The organism is Amphibacillus sp. Q70 (genome assembly GCF_052055485.1).
Lineage (GTDB): Bacteria > Bacillota > Bacilli > Bacillales > Amphibacillaceae > Amphibacillus.
Map to the genome: position 1 here is coordinate 2,139,711 of NZ_CP197171.1, position 22,443 is coordinate 2,162,153.

Annotated in this window: 21 protein-coding genes; all 21 read left to right on the forward strand. The window is 33.5% G+C overall.

Annotated features, from left to right (window positions below):
• The first annotated feature begins 60 nt into the window (after nucleotides 1–60).
• Nucleotides 61–555: a flagellar protein FlgN gene (locus ACS127_RS09355; protein ID WP_440894774.1), complete on the forward strand. Its 495-nt coding sequence runs from the start codon at nucleotides 61–63 to the stop codon at nucleotides 553–555.
• Nucleotides 556–566: 11 nt separating this feature from the next.
• Nucleotides 567–2,078, forward strand: a complete 1,512-nt coding sequence (flgK, locus tag ACS127_RS09360; RefSeq protein ID WP_440894775.1) for a flagellar hook-associated protein FlgK — start codon at nucleotides 567–569, stop codon at nucleotides 2,076–2,078.
• 8 nt (nucleotides 2,079–2,086) lie between these two features.
• Nucleotides 2,087–3,013 carry a flagellar hook-associated protein FlgL gene (gene flgL, locus ACS127_RS09365; protein ID WP_440894776.1) on the forward strand — a complete coding sequence of 309 codons (927 nt, stop codon included), beginning with the start codon at nucleotides 2,087–2,089 and terminating at the stop codon, nucleotides 3,011–3,013.
• A gap of 142 nt (nucleotides 3,014–3,155) precedes the next feature.
• Nucleotides 3,156–3,746, forward strand: a complete 591-nt coding sequence (locus ACS127_RS09370; RefSeq protein WP_440894777.1) for a DUF6470 family protein — start codon at nucleotides 3,156–3,158, stop codon at nucleotides 3,744–3,746.
• Between the two features lie 16 nt (nucleotides 3,747–3,762).
• Nucleotides 3,763–4,203, forward strand: a complete 441-nt coding sequence (fliW, locus tag ACS127_RS09375) for a flagellar assembly protein FliW (RefSeq protein ID WP_440894778.1) — start codon at nucleotides 3,763–3,765, stop codon at nucleotides 4,201–4,203.
• Nucleotides 4,204–4,205: 2 nt separating this feature from the next.
• Nucleotides 4,206–4,430 (forward strand): carbon storage regulator CsrA, encoded by a 225-nt coding sequence (gene csrA, locus ACS127_RS09380; protein WP_440894779.1) that lies wholly within the window; start codon nucleotides 4,206–4,208, stop codon nucleotides 4,428–4,430.
• Between the two features lie 417 nt (nucleotides 4,431–4,847).
• Nucleotides 4,848–5,720: a flagellin Hag gene (gene hag / locus ACS127_RS09385; protein WP_440894780.1), complete on the forward strand. Its 873-nt coding sequence runs from the start codon at nucleotides 4,848–4,850 to the stop codon at nucleotides 5,718–5,720.
• A 220-nt stretch (nucleotides 5,721–5,940) separates the two neighbouring features.
• The gene (locus ACS127_RS09390) at nucleotides 5,941–6,489 is read left to right on the forward strand and encodes a hypothetical protein (RefSeq protein ID WP_440894781.1); all 549 of its coding nucleotides are present in this window, start codon (nucleotides 5,941–5,943) and stop codon (nucleotides 6,487–6,489) included.
• Nucleotides 6,490–6,493: 4 nt separating this feature from the next.
• On the forward strand, nucleotides 6,494–9,043 hold the full coding sequence (locus tag ACS127_RS09395) for a 6-hydroxymethylpterin diphosphokinase MptE-like protein (protein WP_440894782.1): 2,550 nt from the start codon (nucleotides 6,494–6,496) through the stop codon (nucleotides 9,041–9,043).
• 188 nt (nucleotides 9,044–9,231) lie between these two features.
• Entirely contained in the window at nucleotides 9,232–10,308 is a 1,077-nt protein-coding gene (locus tag ACS127_RS09400) for an FkbM family methyltransferase (protein WP_440894783.1), read from the forward strand.
• A gap of 459 nt (nucleotides 10,309–10,767) precedes the next feature.
• Nucleotides 10,768–11,733, forward strand: a complete 966-nt coding sequence (gene pseB, locus ACS127_RS09405; protein ID WP_440894784.1) for a UDP-N-acetylglucosamine 4,6-dehydratase (inverting) — start codon at nucleotides 10,768–10,770, stop codon at nucleotides 11,731–11,733.
• 313 nt (nucleotides 11,734–12,046) lie between these two features.
• Nucleotides 12,047–13,156: a glycosyltransferase family 8 protein gene (locus tag ACS127_RS09410; RefSeq protein ID WP_440894785.1), complete on the forward strand. Its 1,110-nt coding sequence runs from the start codon at nucleotides 12,047–12,049 to the stop codon at nucleotides 13,154–13,156.
• A gap of 24 nt (nucleotides 13,157–13,180) precedes the next feature.
• Nucleotides 13,181–14,581 carry a CDP-glycerol glycerophosphotransferase family protein gene (locus ACS127_RS09415; protein ID WP_440894786.1) on the forward strand — a complete coding sequence of 467 codons (1,401 nt, stop codon included), beginning with the start codon at nucleotides 13,181–13,183 and terminating at the stop codon, nucleotides 14,579–14,581.
• 24 nt (nucleotides 14,582–14,605) lie between these two features.
• On the forward strand, nucleotides 14,606–15,595 hold the full coding sequence (locus ACS127_RS09420; RefSeq protein WP_440894787.1) for a glycosyltransferase: 990 nt from the start codon (nucleotides 14,606–14,608) through the stop codon (nucleotides 15,593–15,595).
• 48 nt (nucleotides 15,596–15,643) lie between these two features.
• The gene (locus ACS127_RS09425; protein ID WP_440894788.1) at nucleotides 15,644–17,029 is read left to right on the forward strand and encodes a CDP-glycerol glycerophosphotransferase family protein; all 1,386 of its coding nucleotides are present in this window, start codon (nucleotides 15,644–15,646) and stop codon (nucleotides 17,027–17,029) included.
• A 15-nt stretch (nucleotides 17,030–17,044) separates the two neighbouring features.
• Nucleotides 17,045–18,187 carry a glycosyltransferase family 2 protein gene (locus ACS127_RS09430; protein ID WP_440894789.1) on the forward strand — a complete coding sequence of 381 codons (1,143 nt, stop codon included), beginning with the start codon at nucleotides 17,045–17,047 and terminating at the stop codon, nucleotides 18,185–18,187.
• 75 nt (nucleotides 18,188–18,262) lie between these two features.
• A complete protein-coding gene (locus ACS127_RS09435) occupies nucleotides 18,263–18,967 on the forward strand; it encodes an NTP transferase domain-containing protein (RefSeq protein WP_440894790.1) in 705 nt (234 codons plus the stop codon).
• A gap of 13 nt (nucleotides 18,968–18,980) precedes the next feature.
• A complete protein-coding gene (locus tag ACS127_RS09440) occupies nucleotides 18,981–19,652 on the forward strand; it encodes an HAD family hydrolase (RefSeq protein ID WP_440894791.1) in 672 nt (223 codons plus the stop codon).
• Between the two features lie 9 nt (nucleotides 19,653–19,661).
• The gene (locus tag ACS127_RS09445; protein WP_440894792.1) at nucleotides 19,662–20,627 is read left to right on the forward strand and encodes an ATP-grasp domain-containing protein; all 966 of its coding nucleotides are present in this window, start codon (nucleotides 19,662–19,664) and stop codon (nucleotides 20,625–20,627) included.
• Nucleotides 20,624–21,346 (forward strand): cytidylyltransferase domain-containing protein, encoded by a 723-nt coding sequence (locus ACS127_RS09450; RefSeq protein ID WP_440894793.1) that lies wholly within the window; start codon nucleotides 20,624–20,626, stop codon nucleotides 21,344–21,346. Before ACS127_RS09445 ends, ACS127_RS09450 begins: the two co-directional genes overlap by 4 nt.
• 32 nt (nucleotides 21,347–21,378) lie before the next feature.
• Complete coding sequence (gene pseG / locus ACS127_RS09455) at nucleotides 21,379–22,440, forward strand: UDP-2,4-diacetamido-2,4,6-trideoxy-beta-L-altropyranose hydrolase (RefSeq protein ID WP_440894794.1); 1,062 nt, start codon at nucleotides 21,379–21,381, stop codon at nucleotides 22,438–22,440.
• Nucleotides 22,441–22,443: the final 3 nt, after the last annotated feature.

Genomic DNA, 22,443 nt, shown 5'->3' on the forward strand with positions numbered 1-22,443 from the left:
CAGTCAGATAGAAGAGTTCTAACTATTGATTGAAACAGCGATAAAGGAGGATTTAGCCTCATGTCAATTGAACGTATTTTATCAGCGCTTGAGCGGCTTGTTCAGCTCCATGACAGCTTGCTCCAATTATCCCTAACGAAAACAGATCTGCTTAAAAAGGGGGATATTGAAGGTGTTCAGAACATTTTAAAGACTGAACAGAAACATATTCAAGCTGTTAATAAGCTTGAAAAAGAGCGCCTAACAGCAGTCGACAAATGGGCAGAACAATATCAACTCAGTGATGATGAAAAAGTTGTTACAGAAATTTTGAAAAAAGTGTCGGATGATGGTGAGCGTAAACAACTTGAAGAATTGTCAACAGAATTAGCGGAGAAATTAATGGAATTAAAAGCGCAAGAAGCACTAAATCACGAACTAACGAATCAATCATTGCAATTTGTTCAAATGAACTTAGATTTACTTAGTCCAACAATTGAGCAAGTCAATTACGGAAACGCTAAAAGTCAAAACGATCCGCAATCGAAACGATCTGTTTTTGATTCAAAAGCATAGGAGGATTTTAAATGGTTTCATCTTTTCATGGATTAGAGATGGCAAAGCGTGCATTAAACGCACAGCAAGCTGCTTTATACACAACATCACACAACATATCCAATGCCAACACGGTGGGTTATACCAGACAACGTGTCAATTTTGAACAGATCAGTTCATTGACATCTAGTCGAGAGCCGGGCGGTGTTACAAGTGGTGTCGGAAGCGGTGTTGAGGCAGGTTCTATCGAACGAATTCGAGATCAATTTTTAGATGCTCAATTTCGGAAAGAAAATAGTAAATTTGGCTACTATCAATCCCAAGCTCAAGCTCTGAAACAAATGGAAAATCTATTAAATGAGCCAACAGAAGAAGGTTTGGCTTTTGTATTAGAAGATTTCTATAACAGTCTACAAGACTTAAATGGAAGTGCTGATCATTCAGGAACACGTACGGTCGTTGCCAACCGAGGCGAAGCTGTAGCTGAAACCTATCGATACTTAGCTTCATCAATCAAAGACGTTCAAGATGATTTGAAAAATCAGATTGATGTCACAGAGGAAGATTTAAATTCCATTTTGAGACAGATTGACGCAATTAATAATGAGATTGCTGGAATCGAACCACATGGACTCGTACCAAACGATCTTTATGATGAGCGTGATCGCTTAATTGATAGCCTATCAACAATGGTTGATATCGAAGTGACCTATGACCAAAGCAAAGGACAACCCAGTCCAATTGCTGAAGGAATTGCAACGATTTCTTTGAGAAATAATGGTTCAGATCCAATTGTTTTAGTAGATGGAGAATCTCAATCATATAGTCAAATTGAGATTGAGGATGATGATGACGGTAATATTGTGTCTTTAACAGTGACAAATCCAGAGACTGGACTTGATGAAACAATCGAAGCAGCGGACTTCCGTTCAAATGGTTCATTGAAATCCTTAATTGAAATGAATGGCTATATCGATGGAGATGAAGTAGCTGGTTATTATAACGAAGTCAGAGATGATCTTGAGACAATGCTTGTTAATTATGTTGATGAATTTAATCGTGTTCATAACTCAGGAACAGACTTAAATGGTGAACCTGGAATTGATTTCTTCGTTTATGATGAAGACGATCCACTAGGAACAATCAAAGTTAACGAAGAAATTCTCAATAATCCTGATCTAATTGCTGCCAGTTTAGATGGCAACAGTGGTGATGGAACCAATGCAATTGATTTAGCAGAAGTATACAATAAATTAGGAGTTGGGGATTTAGGTGAACGTACATCGGTGAAAAGTTTTTATCAGTCAATGATTGGTGAATTAGGTGTGAAAACAAAAGAAGCCAACCGAATGATGGATAATAGTGGTGTTCTTCGACAACAAGTTGAAGAAAACCGAATGTCAACGAGCTCCGTTTCACTTGATGAAGAAATCAGTAATTTAATTAAATTTCAACATGCCTATAATGCAGCAGCAAGAAGCATGACTACAGTAGACGAAATGCTTGATCGAATTATTAACCAAATGGGCTTAGTCGGAAGGTAGGGAGATAAATGCGCGTATCACAAGGAATGATTTCAAACAATATGCTTAAGAACATTAGCAATAGCTATGGCAACTTAAGCAAATATATGAATCAATTTTCAACAGGTAAAAAGATTACTAGACCATCTGATGATCCAGTTGTCGCGATGAAAGGGATGAACTATCGTTCACAGCTTTCTAATATCGAACAATACCAACGGAACTTAAGTGAAGTTCATAATTGGATTGACAATACGGATGAAGCAATGGGAGAAGCCACGTTGATTATGCATAAAATTAATGATCTAACTGTTCAAGCTAGTAATGGAACCTATGATGGGGATGATCGTTCGAATATTGGGAAGGAAGTTGATCAACTTATTGATCAATTAGTCAATCTTGCCAATACACGTGTCAATGATAAATATTTATTTAATGGAACAGGTACCAATGGAAAAATGGATGATGATGACAACCTGACACCTCCTTTTGCTAGAAAGACAAATGATGAAGGTGATATAATATTTGAAGTATCAGACAACACAGAGGACGTTTTAATTGAAATTTCCCCTGGCGTAAGATTTAAAGTGAATTCAGATCCCACTAATGTCTTTTCTGAGGACTTCTTTAATGAACTACAAGATTTAGCTAATGATTTAAATGATGACAATATTCCAGACGAAGATATCGGAAGCCACCTTGGCATCATTGAAGGGCATTTAAATAACACATTAAACCACCATGCCGAAGTTGGTGCACGAATGAATCGTGTTGATCTAATTGAAAATCGCTTAGGGAATCAGGCCATCAGTGCAGAAGATATGATGTCTGATAATGAAGATGCTGATATTGTCGAAGTGATCATGAATTTAACGATGCAGGAAACGATCCACCGTGCTTCATTAAGTGCAGGGTCACGCGTCTTACAACCTACATTGTTAGATTTTCTAAGGTAAGATCAAATCAATAGAGTAAGGATAAAGAGTATCCTTGACGTGAGCTAAAGAGCTTTGTCAGATAGCTGACTTAGCTCTTTAACTATAATTATAGTTAAAACCATTAAAAACATCTCTATTACTTAAGTTAGGAAGTGATCAGATGCGTGTCCCACAAGTCCGGCTTCAGTCACAGCCGGCGTTAATCTCGATTCAGACTGATCATGCTAGACAAGAGATTCAACAACCAAAAGCAACCCAAGAAATCCATCAAGGACAAGCTGATCTATCGATTCGGACAAGCCCATCACGACTAACCATCGATCAATCACAAGCATGGTATGATGCTGGTTTGAGAAGTGCTAAGCAATCACATGAAGACTTTGCTCGACAAGGCTATCAAAAAGTGATGGAGGGTATCGCCAGGCGAAGAAGAGAAGGTGACGAGCAAATGCGAATTGAAGATGGTGGGCAACCATTAATCACTCAAGCTGTCCAAAATGCTTATAAGCCTCAGAAATCATTTAATATTGGCTGGATTCCGTCAGTGTTTTCTGTTAAGACCGATTATCAGCCAGCCGAAGTCGATATCCGCGTTGAGATTGATCAACCAGTAATCCGTAATACCCCGAATAAACCAATCATGACCTATACACCGGGAAGGGTCACAACAGGAATCAGACAAGAAAATGACTTAATCATCGATTTTGAAGATCTTGTCTTCCGTAATTTTCAATTTGAAATGTCAATTTAAAAGAAGGGTTTGAATAATGAATATACAAACAAAATACTTTGGCGATGTTACGATTGCAGAAGCTGAAATAATCAAATTTCCCAATGGACTGCCAGGTTTTCCAGATCAGAAAAGCTTTACTTTAATCAACATCCCCGACAATCCAACCTTTTTAGTTTTACAATCAATTACTGAAGCAAGCATTGCTTTTATCGTGATGCCACCGCTTGAACTCTATCAAGATTATGAGATAAAAATTGATGACACAACACTGGAACTACTTGAGATTGAATCGGAGCGAGATGTTAGCATACTTGGAATTATGACATTAAAGGAAAAATTTTCTGACAGTACCATCAATCTACAAGCGCCGATTATTATCAACCATACCAAACGGTTAGCTAAACAATACATCACTAATAATAAAAGTTATTCAACACAGACACCGATAACTCCAGTTCAGGAACGGGGGGTTTAACTATGCTTGTCCTTACCCGTCGATTAAACGAAGCGATTCAAATTGGAGAAGATATTGAAATCAAGATTGTTGGGGTTGAAGGTGACCAAATCAAATTAGGTATTTCTGCCCCAAAAGAGATTGATGTCCACCGGAAGGAAGTTTATTTAGAAATCCAACAAGAGAATAAACAAGCCTTAAATAACCCAGATGACTTACTAAACTTATTAAACGCTAGGAAAGAATAAAACCCTAGCAGATCTTTTAGGTGGGGCAAGTAATCACAGCATCAGGAGCTTTTAATGAGACGAGTAATTACACTAAGGGAGGCTGTGAGTGTGAGACATTTACATCGCAAGAATAAGTGTATTTCTTATTCTGAGTTCTAAATCTTTTAGGTGGAACGAACGAGTGGTCACAGTCCTAAATCCCTACTCTCTTACCACAACGATTCGTTGGAATGTCGAAGTCAGCATAACCATGTGCAAGTAAAAACGAGCGAAAACGACTTTTTTCTAAAAAAAATAAAAAAAGATTAAACATTATTAAAAATGGTCCGATAGTAATAGTGTAAGCAAATAACAGAATAAAAGACGGCCGCTTTTATTCTGTGCTTGCCACAAGGATGTGGCATTATTATATATCACTCAAGGAGGAATTTTATCATGAGAATTAATCACAACATTGCGGCGTTAAACACACACCGCCAACTAACAGGTAACACAAATAATGTTCAAAGCTCATTAGAAAAACTATCTTCAGGTCTTCGTATTAACCGTGCTGGAGATGACGCAGCAGGTCTTGCTATCTCTGAAAAAATGCGTGGTCAAATCCGTGGTCTTGAAATGGCTTCAAAGAACTCACAAGATGGTATTTCTTTAATCCAAACAGCTGAAGGTGCATTAACTGAAACACATGCAATCCTTCAACGTATGCGTGAACTAGTTGTCCAAGCTGGTAACGAAGCGACACAAGGTGGAGACGAACTAGGAGCTATTCAAAATGAAATTAATGATTTAATTGAAGAACTGGGCGGCGAAGATGGTTCAAAAGGTATTTCTGACCGTACAGAATTTAATGGTAAGACACTATTAGATGGCAGTTTCTCAGGTTCACTACAAATCGGTGCGAACCAGGGTCAGCAATTAGCTATTGAAATTGGTGACATGAGTGCTGCGACAATCTTAGGCGGAGATGTATCCGCTATTGATGTAGAAGCTTTCGGTGCAGAAGGACTTGATAGTGACGCTATTGGTGCAGCAATTGATGAGGTATTAGAACTTGTTGATGGAGCACTTACTACTGTATCTGACGAAAGAGCTAAATTAGGTGCGGTACAAAACCGTCTTGAGCACACAATCAACAACTTAGGTGCTTCACAAGAAAACTTAACAGCTGCTGAATCACGTATTCGTGACGTAGATATGGCGAAAGAAATGATGGACTTCACTAAGAACAACATCCTTACTCAAGCTTCACAATCTATGTTGGCACAAGCTAACCAAACACCTCAAGGTGTATTACAATTATTACAATAATCAATACTTTAAAAAGTCATCTGGAAACAGGTGGCTTTTTATATTGAATATTTTTGTGTTATCGTAAATATACATTTATTTCTAATAGTAGAAGTAAAACATAGACTTTCATCAGACGGTTTTGGTAATAAGTTAGGTTTTTTAAACGATTTGTCTGATATCATAAAATTATAAAGATTTTTGTCGATATAATAGTTACAATGATTAATGAGGTGATTGAATGAAAGTTTATATAGACCAACAATTTGTAATAGATTCTAAAGACGAAAATATCATTGCTGATGAAATTGAAAAACAATTAGAAGATAAAAAGCGAATTATTTCTAGTCAATATATATTTAATGGTGAAAGTATAACTGGTAATTGGTTTCAGGAAATAAAATTGAATGCTGATACAGATGCTCAGTTAAAACTAGTAACTGAGGAATTAATAGTGGTGTTAAAAGAAATGAAAGAGACAGCTTCGGAATATATCATTCAACTTGAAACAAATTTGCCAAATGTGATTGAAAAATTATACCACACATATGATAATAAACCATTAGATGAAAAATTGTATAATTTAATTGAAGGAATTGAATATTTACTAAATGTAGCTATTAACTTAAATTTAGAAAAAATACTAGAAAGTCATGACGAGATGCTGAAAGAACTTATGGAAGTCTTAGAGGCAAATGATAAGGCAGATTGTGCAGATTTATTAAATTACGAGTGGCTACCATGGTTAGATCAGTATAAAAGTGAACTTTTAGCATTGGAGCTGCAATAGACTTATGTTTCAAATTTCTAAAGAATTAGCTTATAAAAATGCTTTGCAGTATTATCCGCAAATAGCTGAAGAAATTGACAGCATTAATACTGACAATTTGAATGTTCAAATTTCAAAAGCAAAAAAGGTAGATGAAAAAGTTTTATCAGTAAAACAAGATGGCAGGTTGGTTTATTTATATAGTAAGTTTAATCCAATTGAAGAAGTTGAAAGATGGGTATCGACAATTGATGAACAACCTACTCATGTTATTTTATTTGGCTTGGGTTTAGGCTATCATGCTGAAGCATTGTGTGAGAGGTTTCCGAGTGTCAAATTACATATTATTGAACCGAATCTAGATGTCGCTATCACTTATTTTTCACTTTTAGAGGAACAGACCTATTTAGAGAACATTGAGAATCTTTTAGTAGGTTTTGATGAAAATAAAATTACTTTATTTTTTAATAGTGTATTAAATAAAGTTAATAAAGATTGGAAATTTCTTAATATACCTAAATACCAAAGATTATATAAAAATGAATTTCAGTATCTTTTAGAATTATTTAAAAAAACAGTAACAGATTATCAGTTAGCACTTAATGCACATGCTGTATACGGCGAAAAGTGGCAAATGAATGTCTTAGAAAATTTACCTATCATTCAGGAAACAGAAAATATTATGAAATATAAGAATGAATTTTCTGATAAAAGTGTAATATTAGTTGCGTCAGGTCCGTCACTTAAAGACTATACTTCATTTCTTAAACACATTAAGGAGAAAAGTAACGCATTGATTATAGCTGCAGGAACGAGTATTAATTTTCTCACCAAACAAGGGATTGAACCAGACTTCATCATATCCTATGATCCGAATGAAGGGAATTATAAAAATTTGCAGCCTTCGTTAACTTTGGATGTACCATTGATATTCGGCACAACGATTCATCCCAAGATTCCTGCTGAATATAAAGGTCCCAAAGTACATATGACGATTTCACAAGATCAAATGTCGTTATATTTAAAGAAAAATAAACCAAGGGAAATCATTAATGATGGACCAACGATTACAGCTGTTTGCCTAGATTTACTTTATAAACTGGATGTTAGAGCAGTTTATTTAGTAGGACAAGATTTGTGTTTTATTGGTGAGCAATATCAAGCAACAGATGTGTATCCATCAAATGAAGATGGAAAACTGTTAGAAGAACACAAAATTAGAGTAGAACAGGTAGAGAATAATGCAGGACAAATGGTGGAAACGAATAAAAAGTTAAATATGATGAAACAGTTTATTGAAGAGTTGGTCAAACAATATACCTCCTTTGATATTTTTAACTTATCATTTTACGGTGCTAAAATTGCAGGTATTCCATATAAAAATGAAAAAGATGTAGAGAAAGAATTAATAAAATTGACAGATGATCAGACATCTATTACGTTTCTTGCTAAGCAGTTAAATAAAAAACGAGACGCTGAAGATTTAAGAACATTGGAAAAAGCATTCTCTTTTGTAGAAGGACAATTGAAAAAAATAAATCATCAATTAGGTAAATATCAAACAGTAGATTCAATAAAAAAATCTTCAAATTCTTTTGTGAAAATTCAGCAAATGTTGCACATATTATTTAAAGATAGGTCTTATCATCACTTGATTTACCCAGTTTTATTTAATGAGATTCAGCACTTTACCAGAGTACAAGCAAATACGGATTTATCAAAATCGGAGAACATTGAGTATTATCTTGAAAAGGCACTTGTCCCATTATTGAATTCTGTCAAACAACTAGTCACTACTTATCAATACACTCTTGATAAATTAAGAGGATTAAATGATTCACCTGAAATCTATATCGATTCTAGTCATAAGAAGTTTCTTGCTAATTATTTAGATGATAAGAGCAAGAGTGTTATAGTAGATTTCACGCCTAATAACGACACTTTAGTCATCGCTTTTGGTGGATTAGGTGGAGCACTTGGGATGCCTGTTTCTAAGTTTTTAATTGAAAGTGGTACAATGGGTAAGAAAATTATATTCATAAGAGATATGAGTAGGAAATGGTATGTTAATGGATTATCTAGTATTAATCAAGTTAGCTGTATTGATGATTTAAAAGACTATATTGAAGAATTAATGATAAGGTCAAAAGCAAAAAAGGTAGAATTGTTGGGGATATCAATGGGTGGATATATCGCTTTACTTATGGGAAAGCTTATTCAAAAGGTCGACGTGGTAAATGCTTTTGTACCGCAGACCTTTTTGGACGATAAGAATAGGAAGATATTCAATGATAATAGGTGGAACAGTGATATTGCTAAATTAAATTTCAGTTATAATCAAAATAGCTCATATCTTGACCTCAAAATCCTTTTTAATATTGATAAGAAAACAATTAATGATTTTAAAGTTAATATTTACTATGCAAACGATAATCCGATTGATAAGATTCACGCAGAAAGATTAAAAGATTTTGAAAATGTCAATCTTATTGAGTTTGAGACTGGTGGTCATGAATTATCAAACCGCTTGTGTGAATCAGGAATGATTAAGCAATATTTAAATGCTTGTAGATAAAATGGATAGAATTTTAAATAATAATATAACCTCTATACTTGATAATAGTAGAAAATTAAAAGATGAGTAAAATATAACTGAAAGTCATGTTCGCTCCTTAAAGCTATTGTAAGTAAGTTATATGCCCAAAGTTGGATACTGAAACTCATTATAAAAAAGTTGATGGATACTTTTAGGGAGGAACCTCTGTGGAATTATTAAATGAAAAAAAGATTATTTTATTTGGTGCATCCCAGGGTGGGATCCAAGCTTATGAATCGCTTTTGAATAGAGGGTTAGACATAGCCTATTTTATTGATAATGATAAAAATAAGTGGGAAACCAAAGTACTGGATAAATCCGTTTTAGCTCCTGCAGTCATTAAACGTGAAAAGAAAGACTCATATATAATTTTAATTACAACAGAGTTTATTAATGAAGTCAGTACACAGTTAAGAAATATGGGGTTAATAGTAAATCAAGATTTTTTTGGAACTACCGGAGAATTAAGAGATTCACCTATTTTAATAAAAAATGACCCTACAGGTATACTTATTAACCTTTCAGATAGAAGAGGACTTTGGTTAGTTACTAAACAAAATAAAAATCAACAAAACTTAAATACTTTTTGGACAAAGGCAGTTAATGAATTTAATCCAGATATAGTCATTGATGTAGGTGTTAATTATGGAGAGGCTCTATTTGCAACAAAATATAATAAAGATACAAAAATTATAGGAATTGAAGCTAATCCTAATTTGATCAAATATATTGAATATTCAAAGACTCTTCATCCAAATGCAGATCAATTTGAAATTGTAAATGCCATAGCCTCCTTTGAAAAGAAAGATAATCATGATTTTTATATCGATCGATCCTGGTCAGGAAAGTCAGGAGTGCTTAAGGCTTCTCAAAAAAACTCTGAGGACTATGATCATTTAAAAATTGAATCAATTACTATAGATGAATTAATCAGTACAACAAATATACCGGGTGAAAAGGTTCTATTTAAAATTGATGTAGAAGGATTTGAATTTGAAGTATTAAGAGGGATGTCAAAAATAATACAATGTGGTAAGGATATTCTTGGTTATGTTGAAATAGACAACCAATTTTTAAGGGAGCAAAAAGTAAATATAGAGAATTATGTTACCTTTCTTACAAGATACTTTAGAGTTAGCATATTATCTGATCAAAAATGTGTAAAACTTACAAAGGAAAGTTTATTAGAATTATTAAAAAGAAATGAAAAACTTCATACTGATTTGATTTTAAATAAATTATGATAGTAACTCATACATTGATAAGTATTTTATCGCAGTGTAACTAGCTTGCTGACAAAAACATCACGTCCTGAGACTGGGACTCAAAATAAGAAAGATAGCTATTCTTGCGGTATAAATGCTCCGTAGTTTTCCTGAGTGCGGTTACTCGACCCAATAAGATTTGTAACCATTGTCGGCACTAGCACTTTTTATGCGCCTTAAGATTTGCCAATTGAAGAAATATGAAAACACGTCATTTCTATGTATGTGATCCAACAGCCAGTAACAGCCCGATTGGTGCAAGGACCTTTAGGGAGGCCGTTTTTTGGCCATACCTTTAGGTACATGCCCTTGTGGCGCTAACATTCAGTGGAGATAAAGAAAACTCTCACTGAACGAAGTTTCACTTTATGAGATTTTATTAATTACTGATAGTTCTTTATCAAACTGATTGAAGTAATGGAAAGAGGTAGGCAAAAGATGTACTTTGAGGATAAAACCATACTTATAACAGGTGGTACCGGCTCATTCGGTCAGGAATTCACTAAAAGAATGCTAGAAACAAAGGCAAAAAAGATTATTATTTTTAGTCGTGACGAACTGAAACAATATGAGATGAAGCAGGAATTTAAAGATGAGCGTTTAAGGTTTTTCATTGGAGATGTACGTGATAAAGAGCGGTTATATAGGGCTTTTGATAATGTTGACTATGTTGTTCATGCTGCAGCTATGAAACATGTAGATGCATGTGAATATAATCCCTTCGAAGCTGTTAAAACGAATATTCATGGCGCACAAAATATTATTGAAGCAGCAATTGACAAAGGTGTTCAAAAGGTAGTTGCTCTAAGTACTGATAAAGCTGCCGCTCCGACAAATTTATATGGTGCTACAAAATTAGCCTCAGATAAGTTATTTATTGCTGGTAATTCATATGCTGGTGATAAAAAAACACGTTTTTCAGTTGTTCGCTACGGTAATGTTGTTGGAAGTAGAGGCAGTGTTGTGCCCTATTTTAAGAGAATGAAAGAAACGGGTCGATTACCAATTACTGATGAAAGAATGACACGGTTTTGGATTACCCTTGAACAAGGTGTTCGATTTGTCATGGAAAGCTTTGAAAGAATGCAAGGTGGGGAAATATTTGTACCCAAAATCCCAAGTATGACGATAACCGATTTAGCTCATGCAATGGGGCCTGAATGTGAAATAGACATTGTAGGCATCAGGCCTGGTGAGAAGCTTCATGAAGTGATGATAACCGAAGATGATGCACGACGTACACTCGAATATTCAACCTATTATGTGATTCAGCCAGAGTTTACATGGTGGAGTAATACAAATACAAATGGCGGTAAGTCATTACCAGACGGTTTTGCTTATGTAAGTCATTTAAATGAAGAATGGTTGACGGTCGATGAACTTTGTACTTTAGTAAATAAATAGTGGCATGTACAATATTCCTTAAATCAAATGAGTAAATATTTTATCCGTAATTTAAGTTAATAGCTAGGATTGTTAAAGTCTATATTTTAACTTGTTCAGCAGAGCAAGTAAGGTTTTAGTAGCAATATATCGCACGTCAAAAACGATCTTTTATTTTCAAGGTTTTCATATCACTTCTAACAAGTAGGATGAATGTCGCGGTGTTATCCGACTGGGGTGAGTCACCAGTAACTAAAAATAAAACAGCTATAATTTATTGCTTAATTGCTATGAATTTGATGATAGGGTTAATGAACTATTGAGGAGTTTTGCTATGAATATAGTAAGTGTCTGTGATGATAAATACGCTCAACATTTAGGAATAATGTTAACTTCATTATTCGAAAATACTGTTAGGAATGATATTGATATATATATTATAGAAAATAATATTAGTCATGAAAATAAAGATAAATTAAGGCAAACAGTAAAAAAATATCGTGCGGGAATTTACTTTTTACAAGCCAATTTAAATAAATATCAATCATTTGGTTTGCGGAAAAATATGACTCACACGGTTTATCTTAAACTATCGATTCCAGACTTACTTCCTAAAAATCTAAAAAAGATCATATTCTTAGATTGTGACTTAATTGTTAAAGAAGATATTAGTCAATTATGGAATGTGTCTATTGATCATTTTATTTTAGCAGCGGTACCAGCCCCATACTATTCGAAAAATAAAGTGATGGGTTTACCATCAGATACATTACATTTTAATTCAGGAGTAATGGTCATTAATTTACCTTTGTGGAAATCAGAGAATATTTCACAGCAATCCTATGATTATTTGATGGCTAATTCTCATAAGATCGCTTTACATGACCAAGATGCGTTTAACGCTATTCTCTATAACAAGCCATGGTATAAGTTAAGTCAAAGATGGAATCAACGTTCCTCATTATTTTCGAATCATACTGCGAATGAAGGGATTTCTAGAAATGAACGTATAGATGCTATTAAAAATCCGGCAATTATACATTTCAACGATGAATCGAAACCATGGCATTATTTATGTTTACATCCCCATCAATATGAGTATGAAAGATATTGTAGAAAGAGTTTTTGGAAAGACTTTGTACCTGCTGAAAAAGAAAAAATCGATCAACGCAAATTGGTTGTATTTGGAACAGGTCAGGCAGCTAAATTAGTAAGTGAAAAGATCAAAGATTTAAATTTAAACATATCCTATTATATAGATAATGATAGAAAAAAATGGAACATAGATAAAGGAATTTATTCCCCTGCTGTATTAAATAAAGAAAAGAAAGATCAGATTTATATTCTAATTGCGAGTATGTATTACGAAGAAATAAAAAAACAATTGGAAACTGCTAAATTTATAGAATTCGAGCATTTTATTTCTGGAATTGGCAGAAGATAAAAGATGATTTAAGAAGGAGGACGTATGAAAAATAAACAAGTTATCTTATTTGGCGCCTCTGAAATGGGAAAAAAAGCTTTTATAAAATTAAAAAATACATATAAGATATTATATTTTTGTGATAATGATCCTAAAAAAATTAATAAAAAATGGCTTGGTGTCGAAATAATTTCTCCACAAGAATTAAATAAGCAAAAAGATGCTTTAGTGATAATAACAAGTATGTACACACTTGAAATTGCTCAACAATTAATTTCGCTCGGAATTCATACTTTCGCTGTTTATTATAAAGATCCTACTTCTCTAGAATACCGATTTAATGAATACTATTTTTCAAATGAAGTAACGGAGCAAGTTAATGACCAAAGTATTTGCCTAATCACGACATCAAATTCTGGTTCTAATATTCTGGCTCTATATAAACTAATGCCTGAGCGAATAAAAGATAAATATAATATTACATTATGTCAATCAGATCATTTTTTTCATGACTATCATTTTTTTAAAGAAGTCATTAAAAATAAATTACTTGTATTTGATGTCAGGTCACCTAATTTCAAGACAGAAAAAAATATTTTTTATCAGTTATGGCATGGGTTTCCACTAAAGGCTTTGGGTACAAAAGTTAAAACCTCCCCTCAAAAAGAAAATTGGAATATATTTGATCAGATAGCTTCTTATTCTGAACTTTATAATGGGGTAATGGGTGAGTGTTTTTCTGTTCCTAAGCACAATTTTTCAATCACTGGATTACCAAGGAATGACTTTCTATATTCCTCAAATGGGAGAGAACTTCTTGCAAAGGCTTTACAGACTGATGATATTCAATCAAAGAAAATTGTGTTTTATATGCCAACTTATCGAAAATCTACCACATTAGGAGAAAACTCAGGAAATAAAAATTCTGCTAATATTTTTGGTTTTGATGTTTTTAATTTAGAGTACTTTACTGATTTTTTGAAGGAAAATGATATTGTTTTTGTTACCAAACTACATCCCCTTGAAGAAGTACAGTATAGTCAAGCAATGGTAAGTGATCAGATTTATTTTCTTGATGACCAAATGTTATTTAGAGAAGGAATCGATTTATACCAAATATTAAATGCAGTTGATTTGCTGATTACGGATTACTCTTCTATCTATATAGATTTTTTATTATTGAATAGACCGATGTTATTCACACCAACAGACTTAGAAGATTATATGAACACTCGTGGGTTAATTCTTAATCCATATGAGGAGTATACACCAGGCCCCAAAGTGATTGATCAGTTAAATTTACAAAGGGAATTGCTGAATTTATTAAGCAACCATGATTTATATTTAGAAGAGAGAACAAAACTATTGAAAATATTTCATACTTTTACAGATGGTCATTCAGCTGAACGAATATGGAGTAGGATTGAACAATTAATGTTAAATTAATTTTTAGTAAAGGAGTAAGGAAAATTGCCAATCTTATCAGTTATTATGCCTGTCTATAATGCTAGTGAGTATTTAGCCGAAAGTATTGAAAGTATTTTAACACAAACTTTTTCACAGTTTGATTTTTATCTTATAGATGATGGCTCAATAGATGATTCCCTTGATATAATTAAAAAATATCAACAAAAAGATCATAGAATTAGGATTATAAGCAGAGAAAACAAAGGAGTTGCTTATTCTCTGAATGAGGCACTAGCTTTATCAAATAGCACTTATATAGCTAGAATGGATGCTGACGATATTTCATTTGCAAATCGATTTGAAGAACAAATATCTTATCTTGAAGACAATCCAAATATAGATGTTTTAGGAACAAAAATTGTTGGAATTGGTGATTTTAATCTATCAGAACGGAATGAAGTTGAGAAAAGATATGGTATAGAAATAGGTAGTAATCAGTTGTTAAGAGATAATTTAATTTGTCACCCTTCGGTCATGATGAGACGTTCATTTATTAATGCGATGAATGGTTACTCTCATCAATATCAATATGCGGAAGATTATGATCTTTGGATTAGGGGAGTAAAAGGAGGATTTACTCTACAAAATCTTCAGAAAGAGTTATTGCAATATAGAATGCATCCATCTTCTATTGTAAGTAAAAATACAGAAAACCATCACGTTTTAAAAGATTTAATTAATATTAGGTTGGACTTTTTTGCCGATATGCTTTTTTCAAAAGACTTTTCATATATCATTTGGGGGGCTGGTACGGGTGGACAAATAGCCTTGGAAATACTCAAAAGAAGGTTTAATAATTGTCATTTTATCGGTTTTATTGATGGCTATAAACAAGGTAATTTTCTTAATAATAAAGTATATTCACCTGAGGCTCTTAAAAAGTTAGACTTCGATTATTGTTTTACAGCGACGACCCCGGGTAAAGTTCTGGCAGAAAAGTCTTTAGTAGAACTAGGCTTTGAGCCTTTTTATGATTTTTTTTATTTAATATAAACACGTATAATACCTATCGTTCTAATCTATGGATAAGGGAATGTGACTATGAGAAAAAAGGTTTATTTATTTGGTGCCTCTACTCTAGGTGAAATAGCTTTTAATAAATTAAAAGATGAGTTTGAAATATTAAACTTTATTGATAATAATGCAGACAAACAAGATGAATATTTTTGTAATCTTAAAGTCATCAGTTTAATGGAAGCTATAAATGAAAAGAATCATTTAATTATCATCTGTAGTATGTATGATGTGGAAATGGCGAAGCAATTATTAGAAATAGGGATTAAATCATTTGCGGTATTTAAAATGAGCCATGAACATCATCATGTTTCCTATTTTGATTATACTAGTGTTGGAGATTTTTCAGTACAGAGCAATAAAATCTGCTTATTAGTCCAAAATCATTCAGGCTCTAATTCATTCGCTTTAAGCAAACTGATTCCAAAGGAAATTGAAAGTAAGCATGAAATCATTGTATTGTCAAAAAATGATCTGACACCAAATTATTACTATGATATGATTACGAGCCATATCGTTATTACCACCCATGATTATAGGTGTGCTGAAAACCAGATTAATATTCAATTTTGGCATGGTATCCCGCTCAAGGGTATTTCTTATATGAGCAACTATAGTTATCAAGACGCAGAAGCAAATCATAGAGCTTGGAGTAAACTGGATTATATCGTATCGTCTTCCCAAACAGTAAGCACACTACTTAATGCTTGTTATGGTGTTGAGAGTAATAAATATAAAATTCTTGGTTATCCACGTAATGACTTAATGGATAAACAAGGTGGCAGAGCAAGACTGGAATCAATTTTTAATATAAATTTAAACAATAAAAAAAATATTTTCTACATGCCAACCTATCGTTTAAACGCATATGGAGAGGGTAATGGGACTGATGAACAGCTGCTTACCCAATTGAGTTTTGAGCAATTGAAAAGGTTTAATACATTTCTTGAATATAATGATTTCTATTTATTTATCAAGTTACATCCTGAGGAACAAATGATTAATCATCAATTAAGCCATATTAAGACAATAGATGAGAAGGTTCTGAAAGAAAGTAAAATCGATTTGTATGAGTTATTAGGTGAAGCAGATCTTTTAATAACGGACTATTCTTCAGTTTATTTTGACTTTTTATTGCTAGATAGACCAATCATTTTCTTTACCCCTGATATTGACCGATATAAAGTTGATAGAGGATTTCTCTTAAATCCAATAGAATTTTGGATGCCAGGTGAGATTGTGTATACAATTGAGGAATTACAGCAAGAAATGCTAAATTCATTATTTACAGTAGATAAATTTGTAGAGCAAAGAAGAACATTAAAGAAGATATTTCATCAGTATCAGGATTCACAATCAGGATATCGAGCTTGGAAATTTATCGATGAAATATTGGATTCAACTTCAGAATAGAGAGCGGGTGATAAATTGGTTAAAGTATCGGTAATCATGCCGACTTATAATAATGCCCTTTTCTTAGGTGATGCAATTGATAGTATATTAAAGCAAACTTTTCAAGACTTTGAATTCATTATTGTAGATGATGGAAGTACTGATCAAACGAGTGCTATCGTGAAAGGCTATGTAGCTAAATATCCTAATAAAATTAAATTTATTCAACATGTTAATAATTTGGGGGCTGGACAAGCTCGAAATTCGGGTATTGAGCAAAGCAGTGCTAATATAATTATGTTAGCTGATGCTGATGATATTCAGGCTTCAAATAGGATGGAGATTCTTTATCAGGAGTTAAAAACATTTGATCTTGTTTTTAATGATTGTATGATGATCAATGCTAAAGGTGATCGTCTAGGTCGAACAAAGGGTTACCTAGAAAGCTTGAATAATGACAATGTTATCCTTGAAATGTTAAAGCGAAATCATTTTTGGTCAAGTTTGGTCATGATGAAGAAAACGACAGATGTGCATTTTGATTCAAGTTTAGCTAGTGCAGAAGATTTTGAACTTTTTCTGCGTCTTTTTATAAAAGGTTATAAATTTAAGATAGTTGATCAAAGTCTTACTTCCTATCGTATCCATCAAGATAATTTATCAAGTGATACAGCTAAGGCAAATCAATCCATTATGCAGATATTACAGCGATTGGATTTGGATCATTTAAAATTAGTCTTAAAAGAGAAACATCGAGAAGTAGATATTAATCTAGCTATTGCAGCAGCTTATTTGTGGAGAAACGAACCGATGCAAGTCATTGAGTTGCTAAGTGGAAGCAATTTAAATCATGAAGGCTATTTTCTATTAGCCGTTAGTTACTATTTGTTAAAAAAGTATAGTAAGGTAAAAGAAACGTTAATGGTTTTGATGGGTTACTCAAACAATGCCGCAATTAAAAATAATTTAGCTGTTATTGAAGTGTTACAAAATCATAATGTTCATTTAGCGAATAAGTATCTGAATGAGGCAATTACACTTCAACCTGATTACCAAGATGCCAAAGTAAATTTAGAAATGTTAAAGCAAAATAGAACTAGTTCTTTAAAATTCACTAAAAGACTATTACGAGAAAACTTAATGGAAATTGACCATTATAAACAAATTAAATCTAGGTAAATGATCATTTCAAAAGGAGGCGAAAAATATTGTATTTCATAAAGTTGTTGATTGAAATACGATATTAGACCAAATATGAAAGCAATTATATTAGCAGCTGGATTGGGCACACGTTTGGGAAAAGATCATCCGAAAGCCTTAACTCTATTAGAAAATGGCAAAAGTATTTTAGCCAATCAAGTACAAAAATTAGAACGTTACATAGCAAAAAAGGACATCTTTGTTGTGGTGGGTTATAAAAAGGAATTAATTATCGAGGCGTTTCCAGAGCTCTCATTTGTCATTAATGATGATTATCATGTAACGAATACGTCAAAGAGTTTATTAAAGGGTTTAGAGGCAGTCGGTCATTCTGATGTCATTTGGCTCAATGGTGATGTCTTTTTTGATCAGGAGCAAGTATTGAGTAGAGTAATTCAAGCATCAAATTCTTGTGTGGCTGTGAACACGGTCCCTGCAGAAGATGAAGAAGAGGTAAAGTACACGATTAATGCATCTGGTACGATCGATTTGTTGTCTAAGGAAATCCCCCTTGATGAAGCTTTAGGTGAAGCGGTGGGAATAAATAAGGTAAAAAGTAATGATGTAGCTATTCTAAGGGAAAAACTAGAACTTTGTAATGAGCAAGATTTTTTTGAAAAAGCTATCGAATTGGCTATCTTACAAAATAAGACATCATATCACCCTATTGATATTTCTGATCTTATTTGTCAGGAGATTGATACAAAAGAAGATTTACAAGTCGTAAACCAAACGATTCAATCACTAAAGTATATTTAAGGAAATGACCACAATGAAAAACAGAACTATTATTTTAGATCTTGATGATACACTCTATTGTGAACATGACTATGTAAAATCTGGTTTTTTAATGGTGTCTAAATTTCTAGCGGCAAAAAGTAGAATAGATCAGTTAATTATTTATCAGAAGATGGTGGAGATATGGAATCAATATGGTCGAGGAAAAGTTTTTGATTTAGTTTGCCGTTTTTTTCTAATTGAAAATGTTGAAATCAACCAGCTTGTTCAATTGTATCGAGAACATGTTCCTAACATTCAACTATATGACGATGCTACTGCTTTTTTAAATATTCAAAGAGAAAAGGGAAATCAGCTTGGTTTAATTACGGATGGATTATCGATCATGCAATGGCATAAAATAAAAGCACTCAAAATTGAACATTATATCGATCATATTGTTGTTTCTGATGATCTAGGAGGTCCAGATTTTTGGAAGCCTAGCTCAGCCCCTTATTTAAAAGTATTGAATTCGTTACAAATAAAAGCTCAAACTGGAATGTATGTTGGTGATAATCCAGTAAAGGATTTTGTAACTGCTAAAAAATTGGGTATGAAAACAGTTCGGATTGTACGAGAGATAGGAGATCATGTGAGGACTACTGTAACAGCTGAGTTTGAAGCAGATTGGAAAATTAGTTCATTACTAGAATTAACGGATGGGTAGGAATAGTAAATGAATGTGTTGGTGACGAGTATTTCAAAAAAGGTGCCCCTTTTACAAGAAGTGAAAAAAGCATTAAAACGAGTTAATTCACGGGGATGTTTATATGGTGCAGATACAGATGACCAAGTGATTGGACGATATTTTGTTGATTTTTTTTGGCAAATGCCCCCATTATCTGATTTGACCATAGATCAGTTGATTACATATTGTCGAGATCATCATATATCTTCGATTATTCCAACTCGTGATGGTGAGCTTGTTTATTTTGCTGATTATAGGGACCAATTGGAAAAAAATGATATCTCAGTTATGGTATCTTCTTCTTTAGCCATTACGACTACACTAGATAAGCTAACGTTTTATCAATATGCCTTTGCTAATCATGTACCTGCAATTAAAACTGAATTGTGTCTTGATAAAATCAAGGTAGAGCGTTTCGTTGTTAAAGAACGCTTGGGATCAGGTTCAAACCAGCTTGGCATTAATCTTGAACGTGAAGAAGCTAGCGTTTTTAGTCAAAAGCTTAAGAACCCCATTTTTCAGCCCTATTACTCTGGTAAAGAATTTAGCATTGACATGTATGTCAATCATTCAAATGAAGTTGTCGGAACGATTGTCCGAAGTCGTGACTATATTGAGCATGGGGAAGCACAAATCACAACAGTAGTCGACCATCCACAACTTACTCAAGCATCGATTCATCTTGCTAAACAGTTTGATTTTTATGGTCATGTCGTCCTTCAAGCCATTGAGAGTCAGGGAGGAACATTTCATTTTATTGAATGTAATGCACGTTTTGGTGGTGCTTCGACTTTAAGTGTTGCCGCTGGTCTTGATAGTTTTTATTGGTTTTTGCAAGAAGTATGTGAGGGGAAATATATTTCAGCGGCCCAGTTTAGTAAATCAAAAAAGTCATTACGTTTAGTACGCTATCCACAAGACCTTATCATTACTAAAGGGGAAATTGAGCGATGAAAACAATGGTTATTATTCAAGCAAGAATGGGTTCGTCACGTTTACCTGGGAAAGTTTTAAAATCTCTCGGTCAAACAACTATTTTAGATCATGTTGTTTCACGATGTCAGCAAATAAAACAGGTTGATCACGTTGTGGTTGCAACATCTGATTTATCTGTAGATAATCAAGTAGAGCAATGGTGTAACCGGCATAATGTGCCATGCTTTCGTGGTTCAGAAACAGATGTACTTACTCGTTATTATGATTGTGCACAAATTTATCAGCCAGATTGTATTGTTCGGGTAACTGCTGATTGTCCTTTTGTTGATTATCATCTAGCAGAAAAATTGATTAAACAAATGAATCAAGACAAGGTGGATTACATAAAGGTAGCGGGTGATTTAACGCGGGGCTTAATTGTTGAAGTTTTTTCTTTTCGAGCACTAGCCTATATTTTTGAAAAAGGTCATGAGGAAAGGCATCGTGAACATGTGACTTACTTTGCCTATGAATATCCAGAGCTATTTAATTATTCAACCTATCAGGCGCCTGATTATTTACTTCATCCTGAATTACGAATTACGGTTGATACAATTGAAGATTATCAAATGATCATGCAAATTGCCGAGCACACACAAGATAAATTAATTAGTGCTGAAACGATTGTTGATTTTTTGTTGAATCATCCTGAAATTGCAAAAGTAAATGAGCATATTCAACAGAAACCAGTAAAATAGTAGGAATATTTAATTGCAATGGAGGTGTGTGGATGCAAATCGTTTTTCGAGTAGATGTCTCGATTCAAATTGGCAGTGGTCATGTTCAAAGATGCTTAACGTTAGCTGATCAACTTAAACAGAAAGGGGCCCAGCTTAGTTTCGTTATAAAGGAACAAGAAGGAAATATGAAGTCTGAGATCGAGCAAAAGGGTTATCCAGTTTATCAAATTGAGCCAACTCATCTGACAGATGAAAGAATTGATGCAAAAGCAACATTAGCTGTGATTGAACAGTTTTTTGATCAAGTTGATTTATTAATTGTTGACCATTTTCAATTATCGAGTATTTGGGAAAGTGTTGTTAAATCATCTGTTTATAGATTGATGGTGATAGATGACTTGGCGAATCGAGAACATAATTGTGATCTTTTGCTTGATCAAAATTACTATCACGGATTTCAATTACGTTATCGGAATCTTGTTCCAGTATATTGTCGTTTATTATTAGGACCAAAGTATTTATTACTCCGTCCTGAATTTTATCAAATCATTCGCAAACAACGTGAGTATGATCCGATAAAAAAAGTATTAGTTTTCTATGGTGGGAGTGATCCAACAAATGAAACTGAAAAAGTTTTAAAAGCCCTCGATCACTGTTCATTAGCTGACACAACTATCGATGTTGTGATTGGATCAAGTCATAGACAGGCTGAGCAAATAAAACAACTTTGCGCAAGAATTAAGGCAACGTATCACTTTAATATTGATTATATGGCTGAACTGATTGCGGAAGCAGATCTTGCTTTCGGTGCTGGAGGTATTTCAATGTGGGAACGCTGTTATCTCGGTCTGCCCTCTGTTGTAACTATTGTTGCCGATAACCAATGCCAAGCAACCATTGATGCTGAAAGAGAAGGATGGATACTTAATCTAGGTTGGCACGAAGATGTAACAACTGATGACTATCAAAAAGTATTAAAGTCTAGTCTTCAAACACCAGATAAATTGAAGACAATTGAAAATAAATTAAAGCCATTTTTTAATCATGAAATAGGAGCAAGTCATCCAGTTGTAAATGAAATTTGCACTTTATTAGTAAAATCGGAGGAATAGGAT